Source organism: Chryseobacterium sp. GW821-FHT04C04, assembly GCF_059420365.1.
Map to the genome: position 1 here is coordinate 305,214 of NZ_JBWKTO010000004.1, position 24,735 is coordinate 329,948.

Sequence of the window (24,735 nt, forward strand, 5' to 3'; positions counted from 1 at the left end):
GGTATTTCTTTGAAAGACTATCCGTGAGCTTCTACAGATACATCATTCCATTCTTCCCAAAGTTTTAATCGCTGTTCATAATTGTGTTTTACAAATGGAAGAGCTACTTTTCCAAGCAATAGACGCAAAGGAGGATTTTCCGTTTCTACCAATTTTATAAGGGCCGGTACTGTAGCATCTACACTTCCAAAAGAGGTTTCAGATTCTGCAAAGGCTTTTTTAACGCCATCATATGCCGGATTGCTTTGGGTGTTAATTCCTGTATGCCAGATATTGGAGGCATAGCCGTTAGGTTCTACCAAAGTCACGTGAATTCCAAATTCTTTCACTTCCGTAGCTAAAGTTTCACTTAATCCTTCAAGAGCAAACTTAGAAGCATTATAAAGTCCCATAGTGGGTAATGTTGCCAATCCTAAAATGGAAGAAACCTGAATGATATGGCCACTTTTCTGATCTCTCATGATAGGAAGAACCGCTTGTGTAAGCCATAGTGTTCCAAAGAAATTGGTTTCAAACTGAGCTCTGGCTTCCTGCTCATTCGTTTCTTCCACAGCCCCCGTTAATGCATATCCTGCATTGTTGATTAGGACATCAATGCTGCCAAAGTGCTGATGTACTTTCTGAACCACAGTTAAAGATTCTTCCCGTTTGTCTACATCTAATGTTAAAGGCAATACAGAATCTCCGTATTTATCTTTTAAATCATTCAGGGTTTCTACGTTTCTGGCAGTTGCTGCTACATTGTATCCTTTTGCTAAAAAGGCTTCTGCCCAGGCTTTTCCAAAACCTTTTGATGCTCCTGTAATTAAAACTGTTTTTGACATTGTTTTGTTTTTTTATTAATTGTTATGAATATACTTTTTTATAAAGTTTAATTATATTATTTTTGACCGATCGGTCATTTTTTAGGTAAAAAAAATTACCTGCTATTTTCCTCAATCATTTTTTTTAGACTATTGCCAACAACCTCCATTTTCTCATTACTGCCAGATACTCTGGACATTAAATGACCTCCTTCAAGCATCGCAAAAAGAATGGTTGCAAAATCTCCCGGATTCAAGTCTGCTTTGAACTCTTTATTGGCAATTCCCTTTGTAATAATACCTGAAAGTAGGTCCTGGCCTTGTTTAATGGAACGGTTCACTTTTTCTTTGACTATAGGATTGGTATCGTCGGCCTCTGTTCCAAAATTTAATAAAGGACAGCCTCCAACAACCGGTGGGTGATTGGGATCACTGAAGAAATCGATATAAGCCAATAATTGATCTTTGCAAGTTTTATGTCCGCTCAAAGTCATTTGAAGCTTATCGCTTAAGATTTTCATATTATGCTCAACGGCTGCGCAGGCAAGAACTTCCTTATTTTCAAAATGAACATACATACTGCCTTTAGACAATTTGGTTGCCTCCATAATATCACTCATAGAAGTAGCTGCAATTCCTTTTGTATTAAAAATTGGAGCGGCTTGCTCTATAATGAACTGTCTGGTTTCTTCCCCTTTTGCCATAATGAATCATAATTAGGATACAAATATATGACCGATTGGTCATAAAAACAAAATGTTTTTTACTTTTTTTAATACGCATGCTTTAAGTTAATGATAATCAATACGTTGATTTGCATTTATCTAAGTGGTTTAATTAAGCCTAATAGAATGTCATTCAGCAGGAATGACATTTAGGAATTTTACCTGCATTATCTATTGTAAACCCTTCTTCAAAAAGCTTTCTTTTATGATTGATTCTCCAATCTTTAAGGGCAAATATGACGGGATTTAAGGTGGCAGAGCAGGCTTCAGGCTGATCAATAATTTTAACAGGATAACAATATATAATATACTGAAAAGGCAGGAGACCTCAATTAAATTTTTAAATTTACCTAAAATTAATGCAATGGCAAACGATAAATTGAATGTTCGGACACTCCGCGAGCTCTATCAGCAGCTGGATCTCCCTATTGATTATCTGGAGAAGGAATCTGGCTTTACCATTCATTATTTGGAAGAAACGTTTAATGATTTACCCTTCCGTTCAGAACCTTTCCGCCCGAATTACTTCAGCTTTTTGTTTATAAAAAACGCATTTGGATATTATACGATTGATGATCAGCGGTTTGAAGTGACCTCAGATACCGTATATTTTACTAACCCCGGAAATTACCGGATTTTCGAATGGGAAAAACTGGAGCATACGTGTCTTATAACTTTTGGAGAAGGCTTTTTGAAAGAATATGTGCATGATGATGTCTATCGGGATTTCTCTTTTCTTCTGTCTGAAGTTATTGCTCCACGTGTTTTGACAAAGCAGCAATTCAGCCAGATAGAAGAATTATATACATTGATACACAAAGAATATAAAGGACATTCTTTATATAAAAATAAGATTATCGGAGCCCTTGTGATTGCATTGCTGTTAAAGATCAAAGAATACTTTTTCCAGGATTATGATCCTATTTATGAAGGGAATCGCAGTTCACAGATCGTTAAAACTTTCAAACTGAATGTAGAACGGCATTTCAGAGATCTGATCAGCGGAAAAACCAATGTTCAGTTAAGAGTTCAGGACTATGCTGATCTGCAGACCTTACATGTCAATTATCTGTCAAGTGTTATCAGCAGTAAAACAGGGAAAACAATCAGTTCATGGATTGCTGACAAAGCGACTACTGAAGCCAAAGTAATGCTTCAGAATGAGGAACTCAGCATCAAAGAGATTGCAGCCCGTTTAGGCTTTCTCGAAACCCCTCATTTCAGCAATTACTTCAAAAAACACACCTCAATAAGCCCCGCCGAATACAGAAAACAGTATTTTGGCCACCGATCTTAGATATTTGCAATACCTGCTATGATTCTTGTACGTTCTCAGGGGGCGTAATGTACCAACTTTGTCCTATCAAAATTAACATTGATACAACAAAGTAATATGAGTACATTAAACAACAAAGTGATCCTTGTGACCGGAGCGTCAAGAGGAATCGGAGCTGAAATAGCACAACAACTTGCTTCAGCAGGAGCAAAAATCATCGTCAATTATGCAGGCGGAAAAGACTCTGCAGAACATGTAGTAGCCTCAATAAAAGCCAATGGAGGCGAGGCCATTGCCTTACAGGCGGATGTAAGAAATCCGGAGGCTGTACAACAATTATTTGATCAGGCGATCAGCCATTATGGGAAACTGGATGTTCTCGTAAACAATGCCGGTATTATGATTACCAAGCTGATCAAAGATACTACTGATGAAGACTTTTCACGTCAATTCGACATTAATGTAAAAGGAACATTCAACACCTTAAGAGAGGCGGCTGCCAAGCTGGCCGACAATGGAAGTATCATTAATTTTTCATCTTCTACGACAAGACTGATGATGCCTTCTTATGGGACTTATGTCGCAACCAAAGCAGCTGTAGAACAATTGACCCGCGTATTTGCAAAAGAAGTGGGGGGAAGAGGAATCAACGTCAATGCAATCCTTCCCGGACCTACCAATACAGAACTTTTTACTACCGGTAAATCACAGGAGGTGATTGACAGACTGGCTTCCTTAAATGCGTTTAACCGTTTGGGAGAGCCCGCTGATATTGCTAAAATCGTAGTTTTCCTTGCCGGAGATGATGCGAAATGGATCAGCGGACAAGCCATTGGAGTAAACGGTGCTATGGCATAATACATCATTAATCGTATACATTATGAAAACTTTACCAATTGCTGCGGCATTCGGCCTTTTCGGAGCCATTGCCGTCACCATTTCTTTTTCACAGCAGTGGCCCACCTGGGTGATGTTCATAGCCTGGGTAAGTTTCTATATTTTCGGTAAAAAGTGGCAAAGCTCTTTTTGGGCCTTCTTACAGATTGTACTGGGAATGGGGATGGCAATACTGATACAAGTGACGGCAGGATTTTTAGAACAATTTATCGGAGCATTTGGATTTCCGGTGTCTGTATTCTTTTACATAGGATCATTAGCCTACTTCGCAGGAACTAAAAAGTTAAATAACATACCTGCATGGTTTTTAGGATTAATTATTTTATTCGGAGTTCATCCGCCACTGGAACCGCTCCCTATATTAAAATTACTGATTCCCATCATTTCAGGGTTTTTATTTGCCTGGCTGAATAACAAGGTCGTTGAAAAGATCAATGAAAGACAATTATCGGAATCACCCGCTCAGTAACATCTATTTATATCATTATTATTTAATTTAAAAATCAAAAACAATGAATTCATTACAAAATAAAGTAGCCATTATTACAGGCTCAGGAAGAGGTTTAGGAAAAGCTATTGCAGAACGTTATGCCGCTTTGGGCGCTGATATTGTGTTAAATTATTCAAGAGATAAAGCTTCCGCCGATGAGGTAGAAAGTAACATCAAAGCGATGGGAGGTAATGTAATTTCTGTACAGGCAGATGTAAGCAAAGTAGCTGAGATCAGATATCTTTTTGATGAAGCCAGAAAAGCATTCGGGAAAATAGACATCGTCGTTGCGAATGCCGGTATTGAAATGGTAGAAACTCCTGTAACTGAGTTTACGGAAGAACAGTTTGACAGATTGTTTTCAATCAATACCAAAGGTGCTTATTTTACGATGCAGCAGGCCGCTTTGAATGTAGAAGATAACGGACGTATTATCTATGTGGCATCAAGTACTACAGCTTTTCCCGTTCAGGGCATGGCAGTATATGGCGGCAGTAAAACGACACCGAGATATCTGGTGGATGTGCTGTCAAAAGAAATAGGACACCGTGGAGTAACTGTAAATACTATTATCCCTTTCGCTGTAGATCATTCAGGAATTTTTGCAGAAGAAGGAAGCTATCCCGAATTAAGAAAATCATTGATTGAAAGCTGCCCGATGGGTAGGCTGGCTGAAGTAGAAGATGTCGCCAATATTGCTGAATTTTTCGCGAGTGATCTTTCTTCGTTTGTTAACGGACAGCATCTACTGGTGAATGGAGGTGCTAATCAATAAAGTATAATAATGAATACCATGAAACTATTCAGTATGGTACTGATTATGTTTTGCAGCCTGCATGCCTGCGGACAGCAAAACCAGCATCATCACAGAAAAATAAAGAATATGGACACTTCAAAAATTAAAAATACTGCCGTAAAACAAGCCGTTGAAGCTTTTCAAGCGAGTGATATAGAAAAATGGACTTCTCTTTTTGCTAAAAATGCCCTATTACTGGACGATGGGAATCCGCGAAGTCTGAAAGAATTTTCTACCCATGCCATTACTATTGAAAACTTTGTAAGCATAGATAAGGTAGAGGATAGTGGAAATTCTGTATATGGAGCATTCCACAGTGATGAATATGGAGATTTTAAAGCATATTTTAAATTTCATTTTAATAAAGAAGGAAAAATAAGCAAGCTTGAAATAGGACAGGCAGATTATTAAAAACTTAATGATAAGCAGAAACTCCCAATTATTGGGAGTTTCTGTTGTTCTCACCGGTTCCGGATTGTACAACCCAAGAGTACACGATGATCAATTTGTCCATGTAATATCCCTTTCTGTGCATGTTTTAGCGGTTTCTCACGCGATAACTTTGCAGTAGTAAAATAATAAAAGGAGGTTATAATATAGCATCCATTACCATTAAATCATCATACTATGAACATTATTAACGTTCCATCGAGAGAAGAAGTAGGTCAGGATTCACAGGCAATTTTTGATCAGATAACAAAAGCAATGGGTAAAGTTCCTAATCTTTATGCAACCATCGGTTACTCATCTCATTCATTAAAAGGGTTGTTAGGATTGGAAGAAGAACTGAACAAAGGAGTATTTACAGCAAAAGAGAAAGAGGCTGTCAATCTGGTGGTGTCTGAAGCCAATCATTGTGACTATTGTCTGGCTGCCCATACCATGATTGCCGGAATGAAAGGAATTTCAAGAGAAGATATCCTGAATTTCAGAAAAGGGTCAATAGATGATCCGAGATTAAATGCAATTCTTGAACTGGCAAAATCAATTTCGGAACAAAAAGGAGATGTAGATCCTGCTAAACTGGAGAATTTCTTAGCTGTGGGATTTGACAATTCAGCGGTGATGGAACTGATTGGGTTAGTGATTCTAAGAACATTCACAAATTATGTATTTGCTGTAACAAAAATACCTGTTGATTTCCCCTTAGCAGATCAACTTGATTAATTATTACAATATTGATAAATAATATAGTAATAAGTATTTAAAGCCTTTAATACAGAGATTTTTTTATTTAAGAGAGTCAAAATATCCAACTCGAAAAATCAATTGATAGGCTAAGAATCTTCGTCAAAAATAAAAGAGCCTATTTCAATTTGAAATAGGCTCTGCTTTTAAATTAATGACCAGTTAAAGCTGATTATTAATTTCTTATGGTAGAAATATGGATGGATTTTTGACCATTAAGATCTATAATTTCAATGTTGCCAATCATTTCATTATAAATTCGGGTTGCTGCATCATTACACTGATACCCTTCAATGAAAACAGGGGTGTCTTTGGGAAGATTATTCTGCTCATTGAGCATTTCCAGCGATAGACTATCAGGATAACCCGCATTCTTTTTAAACTTGATTTCTATCAAACCGTTATCAGCCAGGTAATCAAACTTTTTGAGGTTGGAAGGCAGATTGGCTTTAGATTTAAAAACATTTACCTTCTCAATACTGCTTTTGTAAAGGTCAAACATGCTGGCAGTCCCAATCGCATCATTATAAACGGCAAACTTTACAGAAGTGTTTTTTTGCGCTGGCAGTATTGCTGAAGATAAAATAAGGAATATATATAATAGCTTTTTCATAGTAAATATAGATCGTTAAATGTTAAATAAAAGATTAATGGCAGCAGGTTAATTCCTGTTTTTTACCATAATCCAGCCTGTATATTGTATAGGAGTCTGTTTTTTGTTGGTTTCATTCCAGCCCATATCAAACCAGTAGTTTCCTGTAGATACTTTTTTGCCGCCAACACTACCGTCCCATTTGTATCCATTTAATTTACTCCCCTCGTGAATTTTACTTCCATACCTGTCATAGATGCTGAATGTGAAATTGGGTTTCCCAGATAAAGCAGAATAATCAAGGACATCATTGATTCCGTCACCATTAGGAGTAATGATGTTGATCAGATTGGGAACTGTAATTTCTACTTCCAGAGGGGTACAATTGTAAGCATCTTTTACATAGAAAGTAGTAGTTCCGCGGGGTACATTGGTAAATACATTTTCATTCTGCCAGTTGATTTTATCCATCGAATATTGATAAGGTGCTGTTCCTGCAATGACAGTTAAGGTAACTGTATTATTGCTGATATTAATATCCGAAATGACAGGATGCTCGGAAGGATACACCTTTACAGTTTGTCTGGTCGTACATTCTCTGGTTTTGAGATCTACCCAATAAGTTCCCACTCCCACATTCTTGATAGACTGCGTTGTAGCTCCGGTACTCCATAGATACGAGGTAAAGCCGGGGCCGGCATCTAACGTGGTGGTATTTTCCATACAGATAATTTTATCCTTTAATACATCTGAGTAAGTAGGAGGGATTACAGTGAGCGTCACTTCTGCAATTCTGTAACATCCGTTGGCGTTGCTTACCTTGATGTAGACCACCCCATCAGGAGCAATATAATTGGCTGGTGTCAGAATCTCATTTGTTCCGTTCTCGGCATCAGTAGGAGAAGGATAATATTGTTTGATAATCCCTGGTTGTATACTGACTCCTGCATTTGTTAAATTAAATAACCCAAGCACCGGATTAGAAGGATCAAAGCATGATCTTAAGGCAGCGTCTTTGACGATTGGGCTTTCAGAAACCGTCAAGGTTAATGATACCTGCTCACAATCTGTAAAGTCCGGGTTGTTTCCACAAAACTTGTAAACAATAGTATCTGTACCCATATAACCGAAATTTGGGACATAAGTAATCACTCCTGCCGGATCAATGGTTGCTGTACCGTTTGCTGGGGGTGTTAGAATTGTTACCGTACTTGGAACATAGCTTTGAGTAGAATTGGTAAACTGAGGAACTATCGACTGATATCCTTCACAAACAGTCATTGCTTTGGTAGACTCCTCAAGACACGTATATACCTTATAAACCGGGGTAACGGCCGGAGTACATGTACCGACTGCAATTTTCACCGTATAATTCCCCGAAACCAGTGGAGTATAAGTATTGCCATTGGCTCCTGTAATAGGGTTTCCGTTCAGGTACCATTGATAAGTATCATAGCTGTCATCCACTTCCAGTACAATACCGGGAATACATTCTCCGGTCTGTTTGGCGATCAGTGGAATAGAAGAGAACCCCGCAAAATATCCTCCATATCCGGATGTACTGTATCCTCCGTTAATACCTGCAGTTACAGCTTTATCAGAGATAACGGTTACATTTCCGGTAATAGATGGGATGGCATAAGTTACCCAGTTGGAATTTCCCGTTAGTGCAAAAGGACCTTCCGCTGCAGCAGGAGGGAACCCGTTTACGGTTACGTTAGCTCCTGCTTCCGTTAAAATATTCAATTTTACGATAGTTCCGGTGGGGACAGTACTTGTTGTTCCCACTCCCGTTGGCATTTCATTGATTTTCCCGATTTCGTCAATCTTTCTGGGTAAAAAACAGTTTAATGGCGGAATATAGTTGAAACCACACGTTGCACTGCTGTTATTCACTGAAACCAATTGATATAAATAAATATTTTTTGAAGTCGTAATAAACATATTAAAATGCCCGGAAGTTCCCTGCTGAACATAATTGCTCCCGGAGATCCTGTAAAAATCACCACTGTTGATCGTCGCAATAGGAGTGTTGGAACCGTTGATGAATATTTGGGTGTGATCTTCTGTGGCAACGACGATACCGCCTTCCAGATCAGCATCAGTAGATCTGGTTCTTACCATGGCGAAAGTACTTCCAAGCCTTTCGGTAGGTACAGATTGATCAAGAATAGCATCAGATCCTGAACTGGTAATATTTCCAAAATTTCCGTTGACATTTCCGTTCGTCAGAGTAATCGGTTTATCAGAAACAATTTTGGCCCCGATAAAAGCCGATTGATTCTGTCCCCCTGTTCCTGGACCCCCTGCAAAAATGAAGGACTGTCCTTTATTAAGAGTAACAGTTTGCGTATTGGTTGCTGGTGCTGCTCCAAAGAAAGTTATATTTCCACTCCATGTAGTGGTTACAACGGTGTTGTTTTCTGTTGCCAATATTCCTGCCGTAAAGTTATAACCGGTAAGCGATGAGGTTGTAGGTGTTCCGGCTACATAAAATTCTTTACCAATTCCTGCTTTTCCTTTACTTGTTATAATTTCAGCATGCGTAGTACCGCTTACGATTCTTAATGAACAGTAGAACGGCTTTGTCCCCTGCACATGCAGCCCTTTATTGATAACACTGTAAGCATCTGATGTAACATTAGCCGCTATATTAGCGATAGGAACAACAAAAGTCTGAGGCGCTCCTTTACTGATGGTTACGTTACCAATCGGAATGTTATTACTGTTAATAGTAACCACAAAAGGCGTCGTGGAATCGGTAGAAAGATATAATGCCTGTGTATAACTTGTTGAGGCAAAATAGGGAGCAAACCAATGGTCCGTGTCTCTTTGGGCTGAAACAGAGATGCCCAATAGCATAAATATTAAACTGAATATAATGTTTTTCATGAATTACAGAGTTTTGATTCTAAAAATTGAAGTTTCATTGACAAAATGGATTATGATTCTTTTATAAATTTCTTCTGAACAGTGATCCCTCCATCTTCAATCTCTATCATATACATCCCGTGAATCAGATTGCTCACATCAATAGCATTGTTGAGGATTACTCCCGTTGATATCAGTCTTCCAGTGGCACTGTAAATTTTATACTGGGCTTTGAAGCTAATATTTTTCACATACAGCACAGAACTTACCGGATTAGGATAAATGTGAATATCCGTTTGGTTAAGAGAATTAGGAACTGCTTTTTTAGAGATTCTGACTGTATAATCTTCCACCTCACCATTTTTGAAGTGGGTACAGTTCACAGGAATACCATCTTTTTGTAAAGCAACTCTCATGACTACATACTTGTAATCTGTTAAGCTGATAAAGGCATTGTCCGGAACAGAGAACGTAGAACTTACAGTTGTATTTCCATTAGGTCCATCTGCCAGAATTCTTTCATTAATATCAAACTCTCCGTTTCTGTTGAAGTCAATCCAGACTGCAATCCCCACATTGGTTCCTGAGCTTAAAGTTTTATCAATGGTAATTTGGTTACCCTTTGATCCCTGAATCAATTCTATAAACTTCAAAGGATTTCCTGTGAAATCTGAATAAGTAGACGCAAGAGATTCATTGATCATTTCCTTATTGCCATTAGGTTTTACGGTGACTTTTGAAATAAATTCTGTGGTAGAATTAGCCGCTGACATCGGACAGTAGATTACTGTAGGAGTGGTGAAATAATACAGTTTGGTGAAATTTCCAGGTACCCCGTTACAGATATTGGCAATCTGCATTTCATATTTGGTAAGTTCCAATAGACCGGTGATGGTATAAGTATTCGTCGTAGCCGTAACATCTGTCCAGCTCGGAATACCTACTTTTCTGTATTTTAATAGATACGTTGCTCCCGGAAACGGATCCCATGTAACCTCTGCGGTTGTAGGGGTAATTTGACTAATAGTTAGTCCCGGTGGAGGTATTTCACAAATTCTTTCCGTTGTAAATATTTTTGGATTAGACCAAGGATTGGCAGCTGTTTCTCCGTTACAGATATTCGCGACCTGTACTTCGTAAGTTTTGAATGAATCAAGATTTTGAATCATATATGAATTTGCCGGAGGTTGAGGAACCGTTGGAACATTCCACGGAATACTGCCTACTTCTCTCCATCTTAAAATATAGGAAGCACTTGGAACAATCGGGTTCCAGGTGATAACTGCTGAATTAGATGTTACATTGCTTATGGTCACGAAAGGTGGAGTAGGATCACATCTCGTTGTAAATACTGTAACAGGGGTATACAATCCGATTCCTGTCCCACCACACACTGCAGCAAGTCTTACTTCATAAATTGTAGCAGGAGTTAGAGTACTGATTGTTATTGGCGGATTTCCTCCTAAAACAGACAGGTTTAAAGTTGTCCATGCAGAAGCGGGAGTTGTAACAGGTCTGTATTCTAAGATAAAAGCATTAGTGCTGGCTGCAGAAGTCCAGTTGATATTAACAGAATTGTGTGTGATATTGGTGAATACTGGATTTCCTGGTATAGCATTACTGCAGGGTCTTAATTGTATGGCATAATCTTCTACTTCGCCATTTGCCGCATCAGCACACATGATTGGAGCACTGGTTCGTTTCAGGACAACTCTCATGGTCGTTGTTAACGGACCTGTATAAATTCCTGTTGAAGGAACATCAAAATTTATTGTTACAGGAGTTGTTGTGCTTGCAGCAGAAGACATTATTTTTTCGGAATCGGTAAAAATTCCGTCCCTGTCCCAGTCAACCCATGCATTCACGGCATCTGCATATTGAGTTCCTGCCCAGGCTTTGGAAACCGATAACTGATTTCCCTGAGAACCTATTTCCAGATTAATAAGAGTGGCTGCTGTTGTATAGTTAATGTAGTTTGTTTGAACAGAAGTATTATCCATTACCGGGAAATTAACAGGTGTAACTTTCACATTAGAAATATAATCGTTCGTACCTGTTCCAGTCATGCTGCAATACGTTAACGGCGGGGTTGTAAAGCTTATGCTTGGGGAGAAAGCTCCCTGATTCCCACCACAGATGGTTGCGATCTGTACCTGATACGCTGTTTGTTCAGAAAGACCTGTAATCGTATGAAAGCTTTGTCCTGCAGGAAGTGTTAGACCTGCAGCATTTGGAAGCCAAGCTCCTGAAGTTCCCTGTCTCCATCTGATAGTATAAGTGGCATTAGCTGTAGGCAGCCATGATACATAAGCAGAGTTGTGGGTAAGGTTATTGACAGCAATATTGGTCGGCGGAGCAGTAGTACAAGGCTGAAGATCAATAAATTTTACGTAATAATCCTCAACTTCCCCGTTTCCGGTTAAAGGCCCGCAGGCACTAGCAGGTGTTGAAGAATATACGATAACGCGCATTTTTACCTTACTTGTCCCTAAGTAAGCATTAGCCGGAACTGCAAAAGAAGCAGTAACAGGAGTGGTGCTGGTATAACCAAGATTCATAATCCTTTCACCACCAGGAGTTGTGGATGCGTTATTATCAAAAATGCCATCTCCGTTAAAATCTATCCACGCATTGGTAGAATAAGTTCCTGATACAATAGATCTTCCAACAGATAATGTATTATTTGTAGAATTTCTCAGGAGCGTAATTGTTTTTGTAGGATCTAAAGAATAATCCGTATAAGTTGTTGGTCCGGAGTTGTTGCTTGTCAAAGGAACATTAGATCCAATCATAGTCACATTGTTGATATAACCATTCGTAACCGTTGCTGTCACCGAATTACAATAGGTCAATGCAGGGGTTGTGAAACCAATAGGGGTAGAAAATGCACCTTGTATTCCGCAGATGGTTGCAATCTCTACTTCATACTGAGTCTGCTCAGTTAAGGAGGTCAGCGTTATACTATTGGTAAAAGGAGTGGTTACATTGATGGTTTGCCATGTAAGAGAAGGAGGTGTCCTATATCTTACCACATAAGTGGCGTTGGATGCTGCAGTCCATGTAATATTTGCTGAGGTTGCAGTAACATTATTCACTGCAATATTGGCAGGAGGTGTATTGGTACAGCTTGGTAATACTGTACCTGTTAGCTGTACTCTTGGAAGAACGGCATATCGGCTTATAGCAGTAGGAGGATTCGCCGGGTCCGGATTTGTTGTTGTATTATAATAAATCATACCGCGGTTATTCCCTGCAGAATAGCTGCCCCAGTTGGCTGTACACGAGGTTCCTGTAGAATTTTCATCGACACCGATCACTACGTTGCTCACACCATCCCATAAAAAAGGGGTACTTAAAGGAATTTCAACCCATGTACCGGCAGTCATTGTTGGTAAAGTACCGGAATATACTTGTGTTAAAGATGGAGAAGGTATCCAGCTTGTAGTGGTTGCAAAATCTGTTTGTACAGTATTCCCCATATAGATCACCCATTGATTATAATTGGCCTGGGCTGCTGCAGTGGTAGAAACAAAAAATCGTATTGCTGTTATATAATTATTCGTTCCGACTGCTGCTCCGATTTCTGAAGCTAAATAAATCTGCTGAGAATAATTAAATCCTGAGCAGGAATAAACGGGTAAAAAAGCATGCGTAGCGGTACCACCTCCGATCTGTCCCGGTGTAAAAGCATTACCACCCACCCAAGGTGATTTGTCTGTTACTGAACACACAGACCTTACCCACCAGTAATACGTCGCTCCGGAAGTAAGTGAGCTGATGTTGGCACTTGTTCCCGGATTGGTAGTCCCTGCTGTTGCTGCAGTGGGCGGGGTATTGGTGGTACTGTAATAATATTCATATCCATTGGCTGGTGCTGGCGCCGGAGCAAGTGGAGCAGTCCAGTTAAGCGTAGCTGAAGTAGGTGCAATATTGGTTGCAGTTAAAGCAGCAGGCTCAAAACAGGTAGGAGCTTGAATAACCTGCACTTCATCCAATAGCACGTCATCATAAAAATTTCCGTTTCCTGCTACATCTTTATCTACGGTAAATCTTAATTGGATGGTAGCTCCTACATAACTTGCTGCCAGAGCTACCCCTGCAGTTCTCCATTCAGGAGAATTGGTATCATTGGACCAGATCTCTACCCATCCGGAACCATTATTTACGGCAAGTTTGAGTTGATTGTGATCGGCTAAAGGTACAGTGCCATTAAGTGCAGTTAAATGATCTTTAAACCATTCAAATTTGATATAAGGATTCGATAATCCTGCTAAATTGATCTGCGGACTTATCAGTTCCACAGTGTGTTCACCGGCGTAGGGCGTAGAGGCGTCAACCCATGCAAAACTTCCGGCAGGTTTTCCACCGTTTCCGGTAGCTCCGTATCCTGCTGATCCTGTAAACTTCCACTTGACATTAGCATTCGTAGACGTTGAGGTAGGGTTCTGGCTGGTCCAGCATGTGGGAAGTGCACCGGTACTGAATGATTGTAAAAAAGGTACCGGAACAGGTGTGCAGGTCTGCCCGAGGGCATGGGATGTAAAAATCAATAAAAATAAGATAATGGGTAAAATTTTTCTCATATAGTTTCATTTTTAGTTAGAATCCATTCTTCAATTAGCGTCTAGCCTCTTTTAGAAGATATACAGGGTTCTTCTATAGATTTTGGAAATCCATAGAGAGATTATTCTGTTTTTAAGTCACAGAGGCGATAAGCTGTTAAAGTGTATCACTGTATTTCCATTACATCTTAATAAAAATTGATGATTGAATAAACAGAGATAATAGTAGAAGTAGGAGAGGTGAAGTGATTGGTAATAGATTTACCTGCAGGTTGGTGACAGTTTGATATTTTTAGATAAAAATCATTCACATTACTGCTTTTTAAGTTGCGATGTTTGTCGTTTTTTAGGTTTCTTTCATTGTATGTAATTTTTTAGATTAATTTTTGCTGTTATGATTTGGGTAAAAATAATTTAATAAAAATTTAATAGTACTATACTTTCGTATAGTTTTAAATCAAAAGGTGATGAATTAAGTTAAAGTTAACCCCGCAGAAATGCTTTTAGGAAGGAGAATAGCTACGTTTTATTCTGAGAATAAAAATTTTTTCAAATATCTGTTTTGACTTTTTACCTGTTTATTACGCTTGTGGACCTATACAGCCCGGAAAAATGTTTTTGCAGATGTGGGAAATTCAATAAAATAACAAATTGTAGATTTTTTTATTATTAAAACAAATGCTTTATAGTTTTAAATTTAATTATAATTAAGTTTTAATAGATTTTTTATTTAGCTTAATTATGAATATGTTTGCAAAAAGTAGTCTAATAAAATAGTTTTGTACCCCTATTATCATGTCAAAAATATGAGTGATAAAATAAATTCGTTGTATCGTAACAATACGTTGGGATTACCCATTTCTGAAGAAAAAAATGCATTGAAAAAGTACTTTAATGTGCTGAAAGCAGTATCGGAAACAAGTTTGGGCTGTGTTTATATTGCAGATCTTAAAACAAGAAAATTGGAGTTCATTTCAGAAAATCCTTTTCTTTTTTCAGGCCTGAGTTCTGCTGAGGTGGAAAAAATGGGTTATAATTTTTTTCGGAAATACACCAAAAAAGAAGACCTTGAGATCTTAAAAAAAGTTAGCATTTATGGGTTAAAGTTTTTCGAATGCCTCTCGCCGGAAGAAAAGAAAGTACATACCATTACCTATGATTTTCATCTTAAATATACTAATAGTGTAGATGTTCTTGTCAATCATAAGATTACACCTGTAGAGCTTTGTGATGAGGGCGAAATTTCTAAAGTCGTCTGTGTAGTATCCTATTCTCTTAACCGGACTGCAGGAAATATCCGGATTTTATCCAATACATCGGAAACTTTCTGGAAATACAATCTCTTTACGGGAAAATGGACTGAAGAATGTAAAATTACCTTAAAAATAAGAGAAATTGAAATTATAAGACTCTATCTTCAGGGATTAAAAATAGAAGAAATTGCAGAACAATTGTTTGTGTCACCTAGTACAGTGAAGTTTCACAGGAGCAAATTGTTTGAAAGAATTGGTGTGAAAAATATAATAGAAGCAATATCCTACGTAATCACAAATAATTTGATTTAAACTTTACTTTGTAAATATTTTTCAGGCAGCAAGTGCTGAAAAATAAGATATTTTTCCCCAGGTTGTTTTCAGTTTTTAAGATATTGAAAACGGTATATTTTCAACACAATGCCATTTTTGAGAATTGCCCCTCTACAAAATTATAGAGGGATAATAATTCAGAACAGCTTAATTAAGCTGATAATTGGCGATCACTAAACTCAGGATAAAGTGAACATAGTTTTCTTCTACGTCTTTTCTGTTGATCAGTCTGTTTTTGTACTCATAAGAATTCAGGTCTCTGGATAATTTCTGATACGTTTCAAAATCATCACCTTTTATCTTTACTCTTACATTACCATCTCTTCTGTTGACAATTACGTTATCTAAAGTTCTGACTTTAAATAAAACTTCACATAATGTTGGACGAGCCCTCATTGACCCGATATATCTTTCAACTATATTAATCTTGAACGAATCAAATATAATGGTATTAAAAACAATTTTAGAATTTGGCTCCTGAGTGTTGAGTTCAAGTTTATAGTGCATTACTTTTAAATTTTCGCAAATATAAGTTTAATTATACCAAAAAACAGACTGTTTTAATAGATCATTCCCATAATAATGATTGAATTTTATTCTTCTGAAGGAAAAGTGTATGAAAATGTGAATATTAGTAGCTTATAAATGAGGGTGAAACAGAGGTGGAATGAATTTTTTCTTTTCTTTATTTTTTTCCTTATTCGCATTTCCGTAATTTTATTGTCTGTATAACAAAATACATATAATACCAATATAATGGATAGATATAGTTATGGAATGGTTGGCCTTGGAGTAATGGGGCGGAATCTTCTTTATAATATCGCTGATAACGGGTTTTCAATCGCAGGATTCGACCTAGATCAGGAGAAAGTTAAAGAATTAGAAGAAGGAGCTGCTTCTGAAATGAAAGTAAAAGGTACAGGCTCTTTAGAAGATTTTGTATCAGCATTAGAAACCCCAAGGAAAATTATTCTTATGGTTCCTGCAGGAAAGCCTGTAGATGCAGTCCTGGAAAATATTACCCCGCTTTTGGACGAAGGTGATATCGTGATTGATGCAGGAAATTCTTATTTCGAAGATACCAACAGACGCGTTGCCGATCTGGCATCAAAAAAGCTGCACTTTATGGGAATGGGAGTATCTGGAGGTGAAAAAGGAGCCAGAACAGGTCCCAGTATCATGCCCGGAGGAGACCTGGAAGCTTTCAAACTTCTGAAACCAATGCTTGAAGCTATCGCTGCGAAAGTAGACAATGAAGCATGTACAGCTTATATGGGGAAAGGATCTGCAGGGAACTATGTGAAAATGGTACACAATGGTATTGAATATGCCATCATGCAGCTTATCAGTGAAGCTTATGATCTTCTTAAAAGAGGAGCAGGCTTAAATAACGATCAGCTCTATCAGGTTTTCAAAGAATGGAATAACGGTGAAATGAACTCTTTCCTGATTGAGATCACCAGAGACATTTTTACCCAGAAAGATACATTTACAGATCAATATCTTGTTGACCAGATTTTAGATAAAGCAGGAGCAAAAGGAACCGGAAAATGGACTTCCGAGCAGGCTATGGAAATCGGAGTTTCTATTCCTACAATTGATATTGCGGTAACTTCAAGAATTTTATCAGCATATAAAGAAGAGAGAGTTCAGGCTTCCAAAATATACGCTGAGAAAGAAATAACAAAACCGGAAGATATAGAATTGTTTATTAAGGAAGTGGGTGATGCTCTTTTCCTTTCTACATTGATCAGCTATGCACAAGGATTATCTTTATTGGTAAAAGCATCTGAAGAATATGGTTTTGAAATTCCATTGAAAGATGTTGTGAAAATCTGGAGAGGAGGATGTATTATCCGTTCGGTATTATTGGAAAAATTCTATTCCGCCTATACACAAAACCCTAATCTTTCTAATATTCTTCTTGATCGCGATATTTCTGAACTTGTAAAATCAAAAATTAAAGCCCTGAGAAAAACAGCAAGTTATGCTGCTGCCAACGGAATTTCAAGCTTAGGAATTCAAACGACCTTAGGATATTTTGATGCTTATACTACAGAATCATTGCCGGTGAATCTGATCCAGGCTCAGCGTGATTATTTCGGAGCTCATACTTATCAGCGTATTGATAGAGAAGGAGTTTTCCATACATCTTGGCAAACTGCAAACCCATAAAATTCGGAAAAAATGAATCAAAATAGAGTCTTGCAGCCAACAAATATTGTTATTTTTGGTGCTACAGGAGATCTGGCAAAAAGAAAACTTTTTCCGGCATTTTATAACTTATATATCGACGGGAGAATGCCCAAAGGCTTTAACATTATTGCTTTGGGAAGGGCAGAAAATACCGATGAGAATTTCAGAAATTATGTCAAAGAAAATCTTGAGAGTTTCTCCAGAAAGAAAGTGACTTCTGAAGATTGGGCTGGTTTTCAGGCTCATATTACTTACTTTCAGCATCAATTGGATGAGGAAAATTCTTATAAGAGTCTTCAGCAGAAGTTACAGGATTTTGATGCCGTATACGGAACAAGAGCCAATAGATTGTTTTACCTATCAATAGGACCTAATTTCATTTCAACGATTTCCAACCACATCAAAAGTACATCATTAGCTTCTGATCCGAAAAGAGACCGTATTATTATCGAGAAACCTTTTGGTCATAATAAACAGTCGGCGATTGAACTTAACAGTCTTCTGGCAAAAACATTTGAAGAAGAACAGATCTATCGTATCGATCATTATTTAGGAAAAGAAACGGTACAGAATATCTTGGCTTTTAGATTCGGGAATTCTATTTTTGAACCATTATGGGATCATAAATACATAGAATCTGTACAGATTACTGTAGCCGAGGAAGTAGGGGTTGAGACAAGAGGGGCTTTCTACGAACAGACGGGAGCTTTGAGGGATATGATTCAGAATCACCTATTGCAGATCCTGTGTATGGTGGCTATGGAACCACCGGCATCATTACAGTCAGGTGAGATCAGGGATCGTAAAGTGGATGTTTTGAAATGTATTCGCAGAATCTCTTCCGATCAGGTTGATCATTATGCGGTACGAGGCCAGTATGCAAAAAGTATCGTAAACGGAGCGGAAGTAAAAGGATACCGCCAGGAAACCGGAATTGCAGAAGATTCCAATACGGAAACTTTTGCGGCCATAAAATTCTATCTGGATAATGAAAGATGGCAGGATGTTCCTTTCTATGTTCGTACCGGAAAGAAAATGAAAGAAAAGCATTCTTATATTACCATTCAGTTTAAACCGCTTCCTCATTCGACATTTTCGGATAGTCCGCACCATTTGTCAGCTAACAGACTGATTATTAATATTCAGCCGGCAATGGATATCAGATTGCAGTTTATGACAAAAAAGCCTGGCTTAACATTAGATTTGAAACCTGCAGAAATGATTTTTGATAATTTTGCCTGCCAGGAAGATACTCCGGAAGCTTACGAAACCCTTTTACAGGATGCTCTTTTAGGAGATCTTACTTTATTTATGCGTTCTGATCAGGTGGAAGAGGCGTGGGATGTTGTCACAACAATACAGGAAGCCTGGGAAAACAATAAAGATTTATCTTTCCCCAATTATAAAGCGGGAAGCTGGGGCCCTGAAGATAGTAATGCTTTGGTGGAAAGACAAGGACACAGCTGGGTATAATATAAAATTTAAACAGAAAAAAAAATGAATATTACAGTATTTGACGACTTGGAAAAACTGTACACAAAGGCTGCAGATACTTTTGTTGACCTTTCGAAAAAATCTATTCAGAAAAATGACCGTTTTGTGGTGGCGCTGAGTGGAGGTTCTTCTCCAAAAGCCATTTTCAAGCTATTGGCGACCCAAAAGTATGCTGAACAGATTGAATGGAATAAAGTGTACTTCTTTTGGGTTGACGAACGATGGGTTCCTTTAAATGATAATAAAAGTAACTTCCGAATGACGGATGAGGCGCTTCTCAGTCAGGTTCCTGTTGATAAAGCTCATATTTTTCCTATGTATGCTGAAGGAATAACTCCTGAGGATTATGCAATCTCATATGAACAGCAGATAAGAAATGTTCTTGGTGATGAAGGCGTTTTTGACTTTATCCTTTTAGGAATGGGAGATGATGGTCATACAGCATCTTTATTTCCTGGTGAAGCGGTTTTGGAGGAAAAAGAAAAATGGGTATCTGCTTATTATCTGAAACCTCAGGAAATGTTCAGAATCACTTTGACTGCACCGTTGATCAATAAAGCGGAAAATATTCTGGTTATTGCATTTGGTGAATCCAAAAAACATGCATTGAATGAGGTGTTAAACGGGGAATACAATCCCGCATTATATCCACTGCAGCTCATTGACAGAAAGCAAGGATTTGAATTTTTTACAGACGAAAAAGCAAAAGGCTAATAGTCTTTATTCTTTTAAAAAATAGAACCCTTACAGACTTGTAAGGGTTTTTTTATATAAGATGATATTATTTTTTAGAGATTATTTTGTCGGCCATTTCCATATATCCGGTATCTGATGTATCTTCAAGAATGATCTCGGGTTTCAGGCCTTCTCCTACTTTATCATATTCTTTTTTATTCCTGTCAATTGTATTGCCTATAGTCAGTGCGATAAAAGCCCCGTCCGAAAGTTTGTATTCCTGATTTCCAGATGTCAATCCCTGGGTTTTCTCCCCAATGATTGTTGCATTTTTCTGTCCTACAAAAGCAATCGCACAAAACTCTCCGGAGCTTGCCGTTTTTTTATTAACCATTACAACAATAGGCTGGGTGATAGGTTTGGGTGCCTTTTTGACAGTAAACTGGTGGGTAACTGTTTTTCCTTCCGAAAATTTTCCGTCTTTATAATTGAAAAAAAAGCGGCTTCCTGCAGTATCTACAGTTCCTATTACGTTGCTCTGATTCAGCATAGGAGCAATGGATGCGAGCATGGGATAAAGCATTCCGCCATAGTTGTCTCTGAGATCCAGGATCCAGCCTTTAGGATTTTGAAGGGCCAGTTCTTCAATTTTTGTATAAAATATATTTACAAATTCGTCCCATTCTTTGAAATTATAACAGGCGATAGGGGGAACTTTAATGTAGGCAATCTTTCCGCTGGTCATTTTTGATTCAATAACAGGAAACTCCTGGCCGGTGGCTCTGTATCCAAGAACATAAGCCTTAACTAATTCCGGAGGATAGAAATTGGAATGAGCGTCTTTCAGGGCGCTTAGTGCATCTTTGATGATGGGATAGGTAGACTTGATGTCCTTCAGATCCTTTGCTTTGAGGCGGCTGTCGGTATATAAAGAATCCCATTTAATACGGTTTTTATTCACAGATTTAGCCTTCATAATATCAAGAGCTTTCACTACATAGTTCTGAATACTGTCTGTTTGTGCATGAAGGGTTTGTCCGATTGAAATAAGAAAAATTACAACGATAAAACACAATTTGTTCATTACTGTCAATTAAGTGGGGTAAAAGTAGTATTTTTTACTGTGTAATGATGTATTAATCGTAAAGTTATCAGAATATGGATGAATAAGTAAATATGAGTTTTAGTATGCATCAATAAAAATTCCACAACATCCCAATATCAGGACCTCATGGAATTTTTAATTCTGGGTAATCTATAAAAGAATGTCTCAGCTATTCCAACACGGAACCATCAGTATATACAATTTTCTGTACGTCAAAATCAAAAATTAAATCTTCAAATTTTGCAGACGCTATTTTTTTATCATCATTAGAGAATTGGTTATAATCGAAAGCAGCATCACCTTTAAAAGTAGTATTTGCTGCAATTCTGTCATCTGTAAAATCCATGCTGTAAGAATCTCCGATCTGTTCCCCCAAAGCATTAAAAATCTTAAAACTGATCTTCGCCGCTTTTATCTCTTTAGATGATTTGTTCTGGACAGCATATTTGAATAGATTGTAATCCTCCAATCTTCCGGCATCAAAGTTACTTGGGACATATTCTTTGGCAAAAATAGTGACGGTAACAGCATTTTTCATTTTCTGTTTTCTTTCCTCAGCTTCCTTTTTTGCTTTTTCTGCTAAAGCATCCTCTTCGGCTTTGAATTTTTTTGCTTCATCCAGAATATTCTGATACGTCTTGTTCTCCAATGACTCGCCTTTTAATTTAGCTCTTATCAGCCATCCTGCGAATAATCCGGCATCGTTCTCATTCCATTTTTTGCTTTCCCCTATCTCTTTAAGATCCTCAGTTATTGTTGCTTCATTATATTTTTTACTGGTAGGATTTGAGCAGGCAGTTAAAAATATCAAACCGGCTAGTATTACAATTTTTTTCATGATTTTCTTCTCTGATTATTAGGTTTTACAATATTAGTGACCTCTGTAATTTAAAAACAGCATCATTAGAGATCTAATGATACTGCCGCATTTAATGTTTTTACCTTAGTTGCTTGTGTTCGAAATGTTCATTTTTTCCAACTCAAATAGTGCTTCTATATAAAATGGTTATTAGTTTGAAGCAAATATACAAATTAAGACACTATGTAGTGTCTAAAAAAGAAAAAATTTTAAAAAAATTTCAATTAGAATTTTGTCCTATCGATAAAAGTCAATGTTAGAAGGCATTTAAAATAGGTTTTAGGATCAAAAAAATAAATTTAATTCAAAAAATTGAAATGTAAGAGGTATTCATTGAGTATAAAAATCCAAAAAATGCTTTTCAGAAATAAAAACAGCACCATTATATTGATAATGATGCTGCTTGAGTAATGTTTTACCTCAGTTATTGAATGTTAAAACATTTTGAACTGAGGGAACTAACGATACAATTTGAACTCTCTTAATCATGCAACTTCAATCGTCACTTTAAATAAAAATGGTTATTAGTTTTTGCAAATATATAAATTTAGACACTAAAAAGTGTCTAACATGAAAAAAATTTCATAAACTTGTAGAATTGAAAGTTTACCATGGAAAGAAAGTCAGTTGCAGGAAGTATCCGGAACAAAGAACGCAGTAAAAAAAAATTTTTAGATGCAGTGGGAAAGATACTTCGAACAAAAGGGTATACTGGATTGAAGGTGAATGATATTGCAGCTGCAGCTGGGGTAGATAAGAAGATGATCTATAATTATTTTGGGGGGATGGATGGTCTGATAGACGAATACATCCGATCCCAGGACTATTGGAGTAAAATAACTACAGAAGAAGTTGAAAAAATAAAACCCAAATTAGATGATGGCGGCAAATCATTCATGGAAAACATGCTGCTTTCCCAGTTTGATTATGTTTATGAAAACAAAGAAGCACAAAAATTACTGCTATGGCGCTTATCTGAGCCCCGAAAAGCATTGAGAAAACTGACTGATACACAGGAAGAAAATGGTGAATATATTTTTAAACTCCTGATGGATTCCCACTTCAAAGAAAATGCAGAAGATGTGCGTTCTGTTATGGCGATTATGGTTTCAGGGCTTTATTATCTGAATATGTATGCTGCTATCAATGGTAGCATTTTCTGTGGAATAGACGTCAACAGTTCTAAAGGAAGAGATAAAATCAAAAAAGCGATTTCTTTTTTAATAAACCACACTTATGAAAACCTGTAATGTTCAGGTAATAGAAATGGAAATTGTAATGGAGGAAAGTTTTCAGTAAAAAAACAAACCATTAGAAATCTAATGGCTTGTTATGGGTTGTGTTTCTACCTTAGTTGTTTCGTGTTCGAAATTGTCTTAAAGTAAGGGAACATAATAATACAATTTAAATTGTTTATTTTTTCAACCTGAATAGTGTTTTAATATATAGATGGTCTTAGTTTCTACAAATATATATAAATAAGACACTGTAAAGTGTGCAAAATGATGTTTTTTTTAAATTTGCTTTTAATTTGTTGATTTTCAATGTAATTATTTTTATTGTTGAAAATAAAACCTTCTTATATCGGGTAATAACTCCCCATTTGCATTCCCAAAAACAAAATATTACCGTCTTTTCAAGCCTTGAAATATGAATTTCATTCACAAAAAAGTACATGTTGCGTATTATATCCTTTTAAAAGATTTATTTACTTTCTTCAAAAAATAAAAAAACGGCATCATTATAGAAAATGACGCCGTTGGGTTGTGTTGTTACCTCAGTCGTTAATGTTCGAAATATTTTAAACTGAGGGAACTAACGATACAATCTGAACTCTCTTAATCATGCAACTTCAATCGTCACTTTATATAAAATGGTTATTAGTTTGTGCAAATATATACAATTAGATGTAATTAGACACTTCTTGGTGTCTAAAATAATAAAAAAAATTCTTAAACTTGTATGATAGAATCTTGAATTATGGAAAGAAAGTCAGCATCGGGGAGTATTAGGAACAAAGAACGCAGTAAAAAGAAGTTTTTGGATGCCGTTGGGAAAATTCTGAAGACGAAAGGATATGCCGGTTTGAAAATCAATGATATTGCTGCGACAGCTGGGGTAGATAAAAAGATGATCTACACCTATTTTGGCGGAATGGACGGCTTGATGGACGAATATCTCCGTACACAAGATTTTTGGGTGAAAGCAACAAGTGAAGAAGTCGAAAAAATGAAGCCGAACCTTGAAGACGGAGGAAGACAGTTTATTGAGCATATGCTGCTGTCACAATTTGACTATGTGTACACCAACAAAGAAGCTCAGAAATTGTTGTTGTGGACGATATCTGAACCCCGAAAATCATTAAAAAAACTGATCGATACTCAGGAAGAAAACGGTGAATATATTTTTAAATTATTGATGGAGTCCCGTTTCAAAGGAAATATGGAAGTGTATCGTTCTATTATGGCAATTATGGTTTCAGGGCTTTATTATTTGAATATGTTTGCTTCCCTGAATGGCAGTATTTTTTGCGGAATAGATGTCAACACGCCAGAAGGACGTGCCAATATTAAAAAAGCAATATCTTTTATGGTAGATCAAACGTATGAGGGATTGTAAT

21 protein-coding genes are annotated in these 24,735 nt (G+C 37.2%); 13 read left to right on the forward strand and 8 right to left on the reverse strand.

Annotated features, from left to right (window positions below; translation table 11 throughout):
• Positions 1 to 17 precede the first annotated feature (17 nt).
• Together AC07UM_RS14795 and AC07UM_RS14800 are read right to left on the reverse strand one after the other, a co-directional pair.
• Positions 18 to 824, reverse strand: a complete 807-nt coding sequence (locus tag AC07UM_RS14795; protein ID WP_494683881.1) for an SDR family NAD(P)-dependent oxidoreductase — start codon at positions 822 to 824, stop codon at positions 18 to 20.
• 95 nt (positions 825 to 919) lie between these two features.
• Positions 920 to 1,507, reverse strand: coding sequence for a TetR/AcrR family transcriptional regulator (locus AC07UM_RS14800; protein WP_494683882.1), 588 nt, complete (start codon positions 1,505 to 1,507; stop codon positions 920 to 922).
• Positions 1,508 to 1,892: 385 nt separating this feature from the next.
• On the opposite strand from AC07UM_RS14800, the gene AC07UM_RS14805 reads away from it, so the two are divergent.
• The 7 genes from AC07UM_RS14805 to AC07UM_RS14835 all read left to right on the forward strand — a co-directional run bounded on the left by AC07UM_RS14805 (position 1,893) and on the right by AC07UM_RS14835 (position 6,154).
• Positions 1,893 to 2,825 carry a helix-turn-helix domain-containing protein gene (locus AC07UM_RS14805; RefSeq protein ID WP_494683883.1) on the forward strand — a complete coding sequence of 311 codons (933 nt, stop codon included), beginning with the start codon at positions 1,893 to 1,895 and terminating at the stop codon, positions 2,823 to 2,825.
• A 96-nt stretch (positions 2,826 to 2,921) separates the two neighbouring features.
• Entirely contained in the window at positions 2,922 to 3,662 is a 741-nt protein-coding gene (locus tag AC07UM_RS14810) for an SDR family oxidoreductase (protein ID WP_494683884.1), read from the forward strand.
• A 22-nt stretch (positions 3,663 to 3,684) separates the two neighbouring features.
• Positions 3,685 to 4,170, forward strand: a complete 486-nt coding sequence (locus AC07UM_RS14815; protein ID WP_494683885.1) for a DUF1097 domain-containing protein — start codon at positions 3,685 to 3,687, stop codon at positions 4,168 to 4,170.
• Between the two features lie 43 nt (positions 4,171 to 4,213).
• Positions 4,214 to 4,966, forward strand: a complete 753-nt coding sequence (locus AC07UM_RS14820) for an SDR family oxidoreductase (RefSeq protein WP_494683886.1) — start codon at positions 4,214 to 4,216, stop codon at positions 4,964 to 4,966.
• 18 nt (positions 4,967 to 4,984) lie between these two features.
• On the forward strand, positions 4,985 to 5,398 hold the full coding sequence (locus tag AC07UM_RS14825) for a hypothetical protein (RefSeq protein WP_494683887.1): 414 nt from the start codon (positions 4,985 to 4,987) through the stop codon (positions 5,396 to 5,398).
• Between the two features lie 7 nt (positions 5,399 to 5,405).
• Positions 5,406 to 5,558 carry a hypothetical protein gene (locus tag AC07UM_RS14830; RefSeq protein ID WP_494683888.1) on the forward strand — a complete coding sequence of 51 codons (153 nt, stop codon included), beginning with the start codon at positions 5,406 to 5,408 and terminating at the stop codon, positions 5,556 to 5,558.
• A gap of 56 nt (positions 5,559 to 5,614) precedes the next feature.
• Positions 5,615 to 6,154 (forward strand): carboxymuconolactone decarboxylase family protein, encoded by a 540-nt coding sequence (locus tag AC07UM_RS14835; RefSeq protein WP_494683889.1) that lies wholly within the window; start codon positions 5,615 to 5,617, stop codon positions 6,152 to 6,154.
• A 196-nt stretch (positions 6,155 to 6,350) separates the two neighbouring features.
• Here AC07UM_RS14835 and AC07UM_RS14840 read toward each other — a convergent pair whose 3' ends face one another.
• The 3 genes from AC07UM_RS14840 to AC07UM_RS14850 are packed head-to-tail and all read right to left on the reverse strand — an operon-like array spanning position 6,351 to position 14,221.
• Positions 6,351 to 6,788: a hypothetical protein gene (locus AC07UM_RS14840; protein WP_494683890.1), complete on the reverse strand. Its 438-nt coding sequence runs from the start codon at positions 6,786 to 6,788 to the stop codon at positions 6,351 to 6,353.
• A 48-nt stretch (positions 6,789 to 6,836) separates the two neighbouring features.
• A complete protein-coding gene (locus AC07UM_RS14845) occupies positions 6,837 to 9,659 on the reverse strand; it encodes a T9SS type B sorting domain-containing protein (protein ID WP_494683891.1) in 2,823 nt (940 codons plus the stop codon).
• 50 nt (positions 9,660 to 9,709) lie between these two features.
• Positions 9,710 to 14,221, reverse strand: a complete 4,512-nt coding sequence (locus AC07UM_RS14850) for a fibronectin type III domain-containing protein (protein WP_494683892.1) — start codon at positions 14,219 to 14,221, stop codon at positions 9,710 to 9,712.
• A gap of 785 nt (positions 14,222 to 15,006) precedes the next feature.
• Between AC07UM_RS14850 and AC07UM_RS14855 the strand changes: the two genes are divergently transcribed.
• Positions 15,007 to 15,765, forward strand: coding sequence for a response regulator transcription factor (locus tag AC07UM_RS14855; protein ID WP_494683893.1), 759 nt, complete (start codon positions 15,007 to 15,009; stop codon positions 15,763 to 15,765).
• A gap of 168 nt (positions 15,766 to 15,933) precedes the next feature.
• On the opposite strand, the gene AC07UM_RS14860 is transcribed toward AC07UM_RS14855, so the two are convergent.
• Positions 15,934 to 16,293 (reverse strand): prevent-host-death protein, encoded by a 360-nt coding sequence (locus AC07UM_RS14860; RefSeq protein ID WP_494683894.1) that lies wholly within the window; start codon positions 16,291 to 16,293, stop codon positions 15,934 to 15,936.
• Between the two features lie 249 nt (positions 16,294 to 16,542).
• Here AC07UM_RS14860 and gnd point away from each other — a divergent pair, with 249 nt between their 5' ends.
• Genes gnd through pgl form a run of 3 tightly spaced genes read left to right on the forward strand, consistent with a single transcriptional unit; the run spans position 16,543 to position 20,190 of the window.
• A complete protein-coding gene (gnd, locus tag AC07UM_RS14865) occupies positions 16,543 to 17,961 on the forward strand; it encodes an NADP-dependent phosphogluconate dehydrogenase (RefSeq protein WP_494683895.1) in 1,419 nt (472 codons plus the stop codon).
• Positions 17,962 to 17,973: 12 nt separating this feature from the next.
• Positions 17,974 to 19,455: a glucose-6-phosphate dehydrogenase gene (zwf, locus tag AC07UM_RS14870; protein WP_152289505.1), complete on the forward strand. Its 1,482-nt coding sequence runs from the start codon at positions 17,974 to 17,976 to the stop codon at positions 19,453 to 19,455.
• A 24-nt stretch (positions 19,456 to 19,479) separates the two neighbouring features.
• Positions 19,480 to 20,190 (forward strand): 6-phosphogluconolactonase, encoded by a 711-nt coding sequence (gene pgl / locus AC07UM_RS14875; protein ID WP_494683896.1) that lies wholly within the window; start codon positions 19,480 to 19,482, stop codon positions 20,188 to 20,190.
• A gap of 67 nt (positions 20,191 to 20,257) precedes the next feature.
• On the opposite strand, the gene AC07UM_RS14880 is transcribed toward pgl, so the two are convergent.
• Together AC07UM_RS14880 and AC07UM_RS14885 are read right to left on the reverse strand one after the other, a co-directional pair.
• Positions 20,258 to 21,235, reverse strand: a complete 978-nt coding sequence (locus AC07UM_RS14880; RefSeq protein ID WP_494683897.1) for a S41 family peptidase — start codon at positions 21,233 to 21,235, stop codon at positions 20,258 to 20,260.
• Between the two features lie 190 nt (positions 21,236 to 21,425).
• Positions 21,426 to 22,094 (reverse strand): hypothetical protein, encoded by a 669-nt coding sequence (locus AC07UM_RS14885; RefSeq protein ID WP_494683898.1) that lies wholly within the window; start codon positions 22,092 to 22,094, stop codon positions 21,426 to 21,428.
• Positions 22,095 to 22,726: 632 nt separating this feature from the next.
• On the opposite strand from AC07UM_RS14885, the gene AC07UM_RS14890 reads away from it, so the two are divergent.
• Positions 22,727 to 23,365, forward strand: coding sequence for a TetR/AcrR family transcriptional regulator (locus AC07UM_RS14890; protein ID WP_494683899.1), 639 nt, complete (start codon positions 22,727 to 22,729; stop codon positions 23,363 to 23,365).
• Positions 23,366 to 24,095: 730 nt separating this feature from the next.
• Positions 24,096 to 24,734: a TetR/AcrR family transcriptional regulator gene (locus tag AC07UM_RS14895; RefSeq protein WP_494683900.1), complete on the forward strand. Its 639-nt coding sequence runs from the start codon at positions 24,096 to 24,098 to the stop codon at positions 24,732 to 24,734.
• Position 24,735 lies beyond the last annotated feature (1 nt).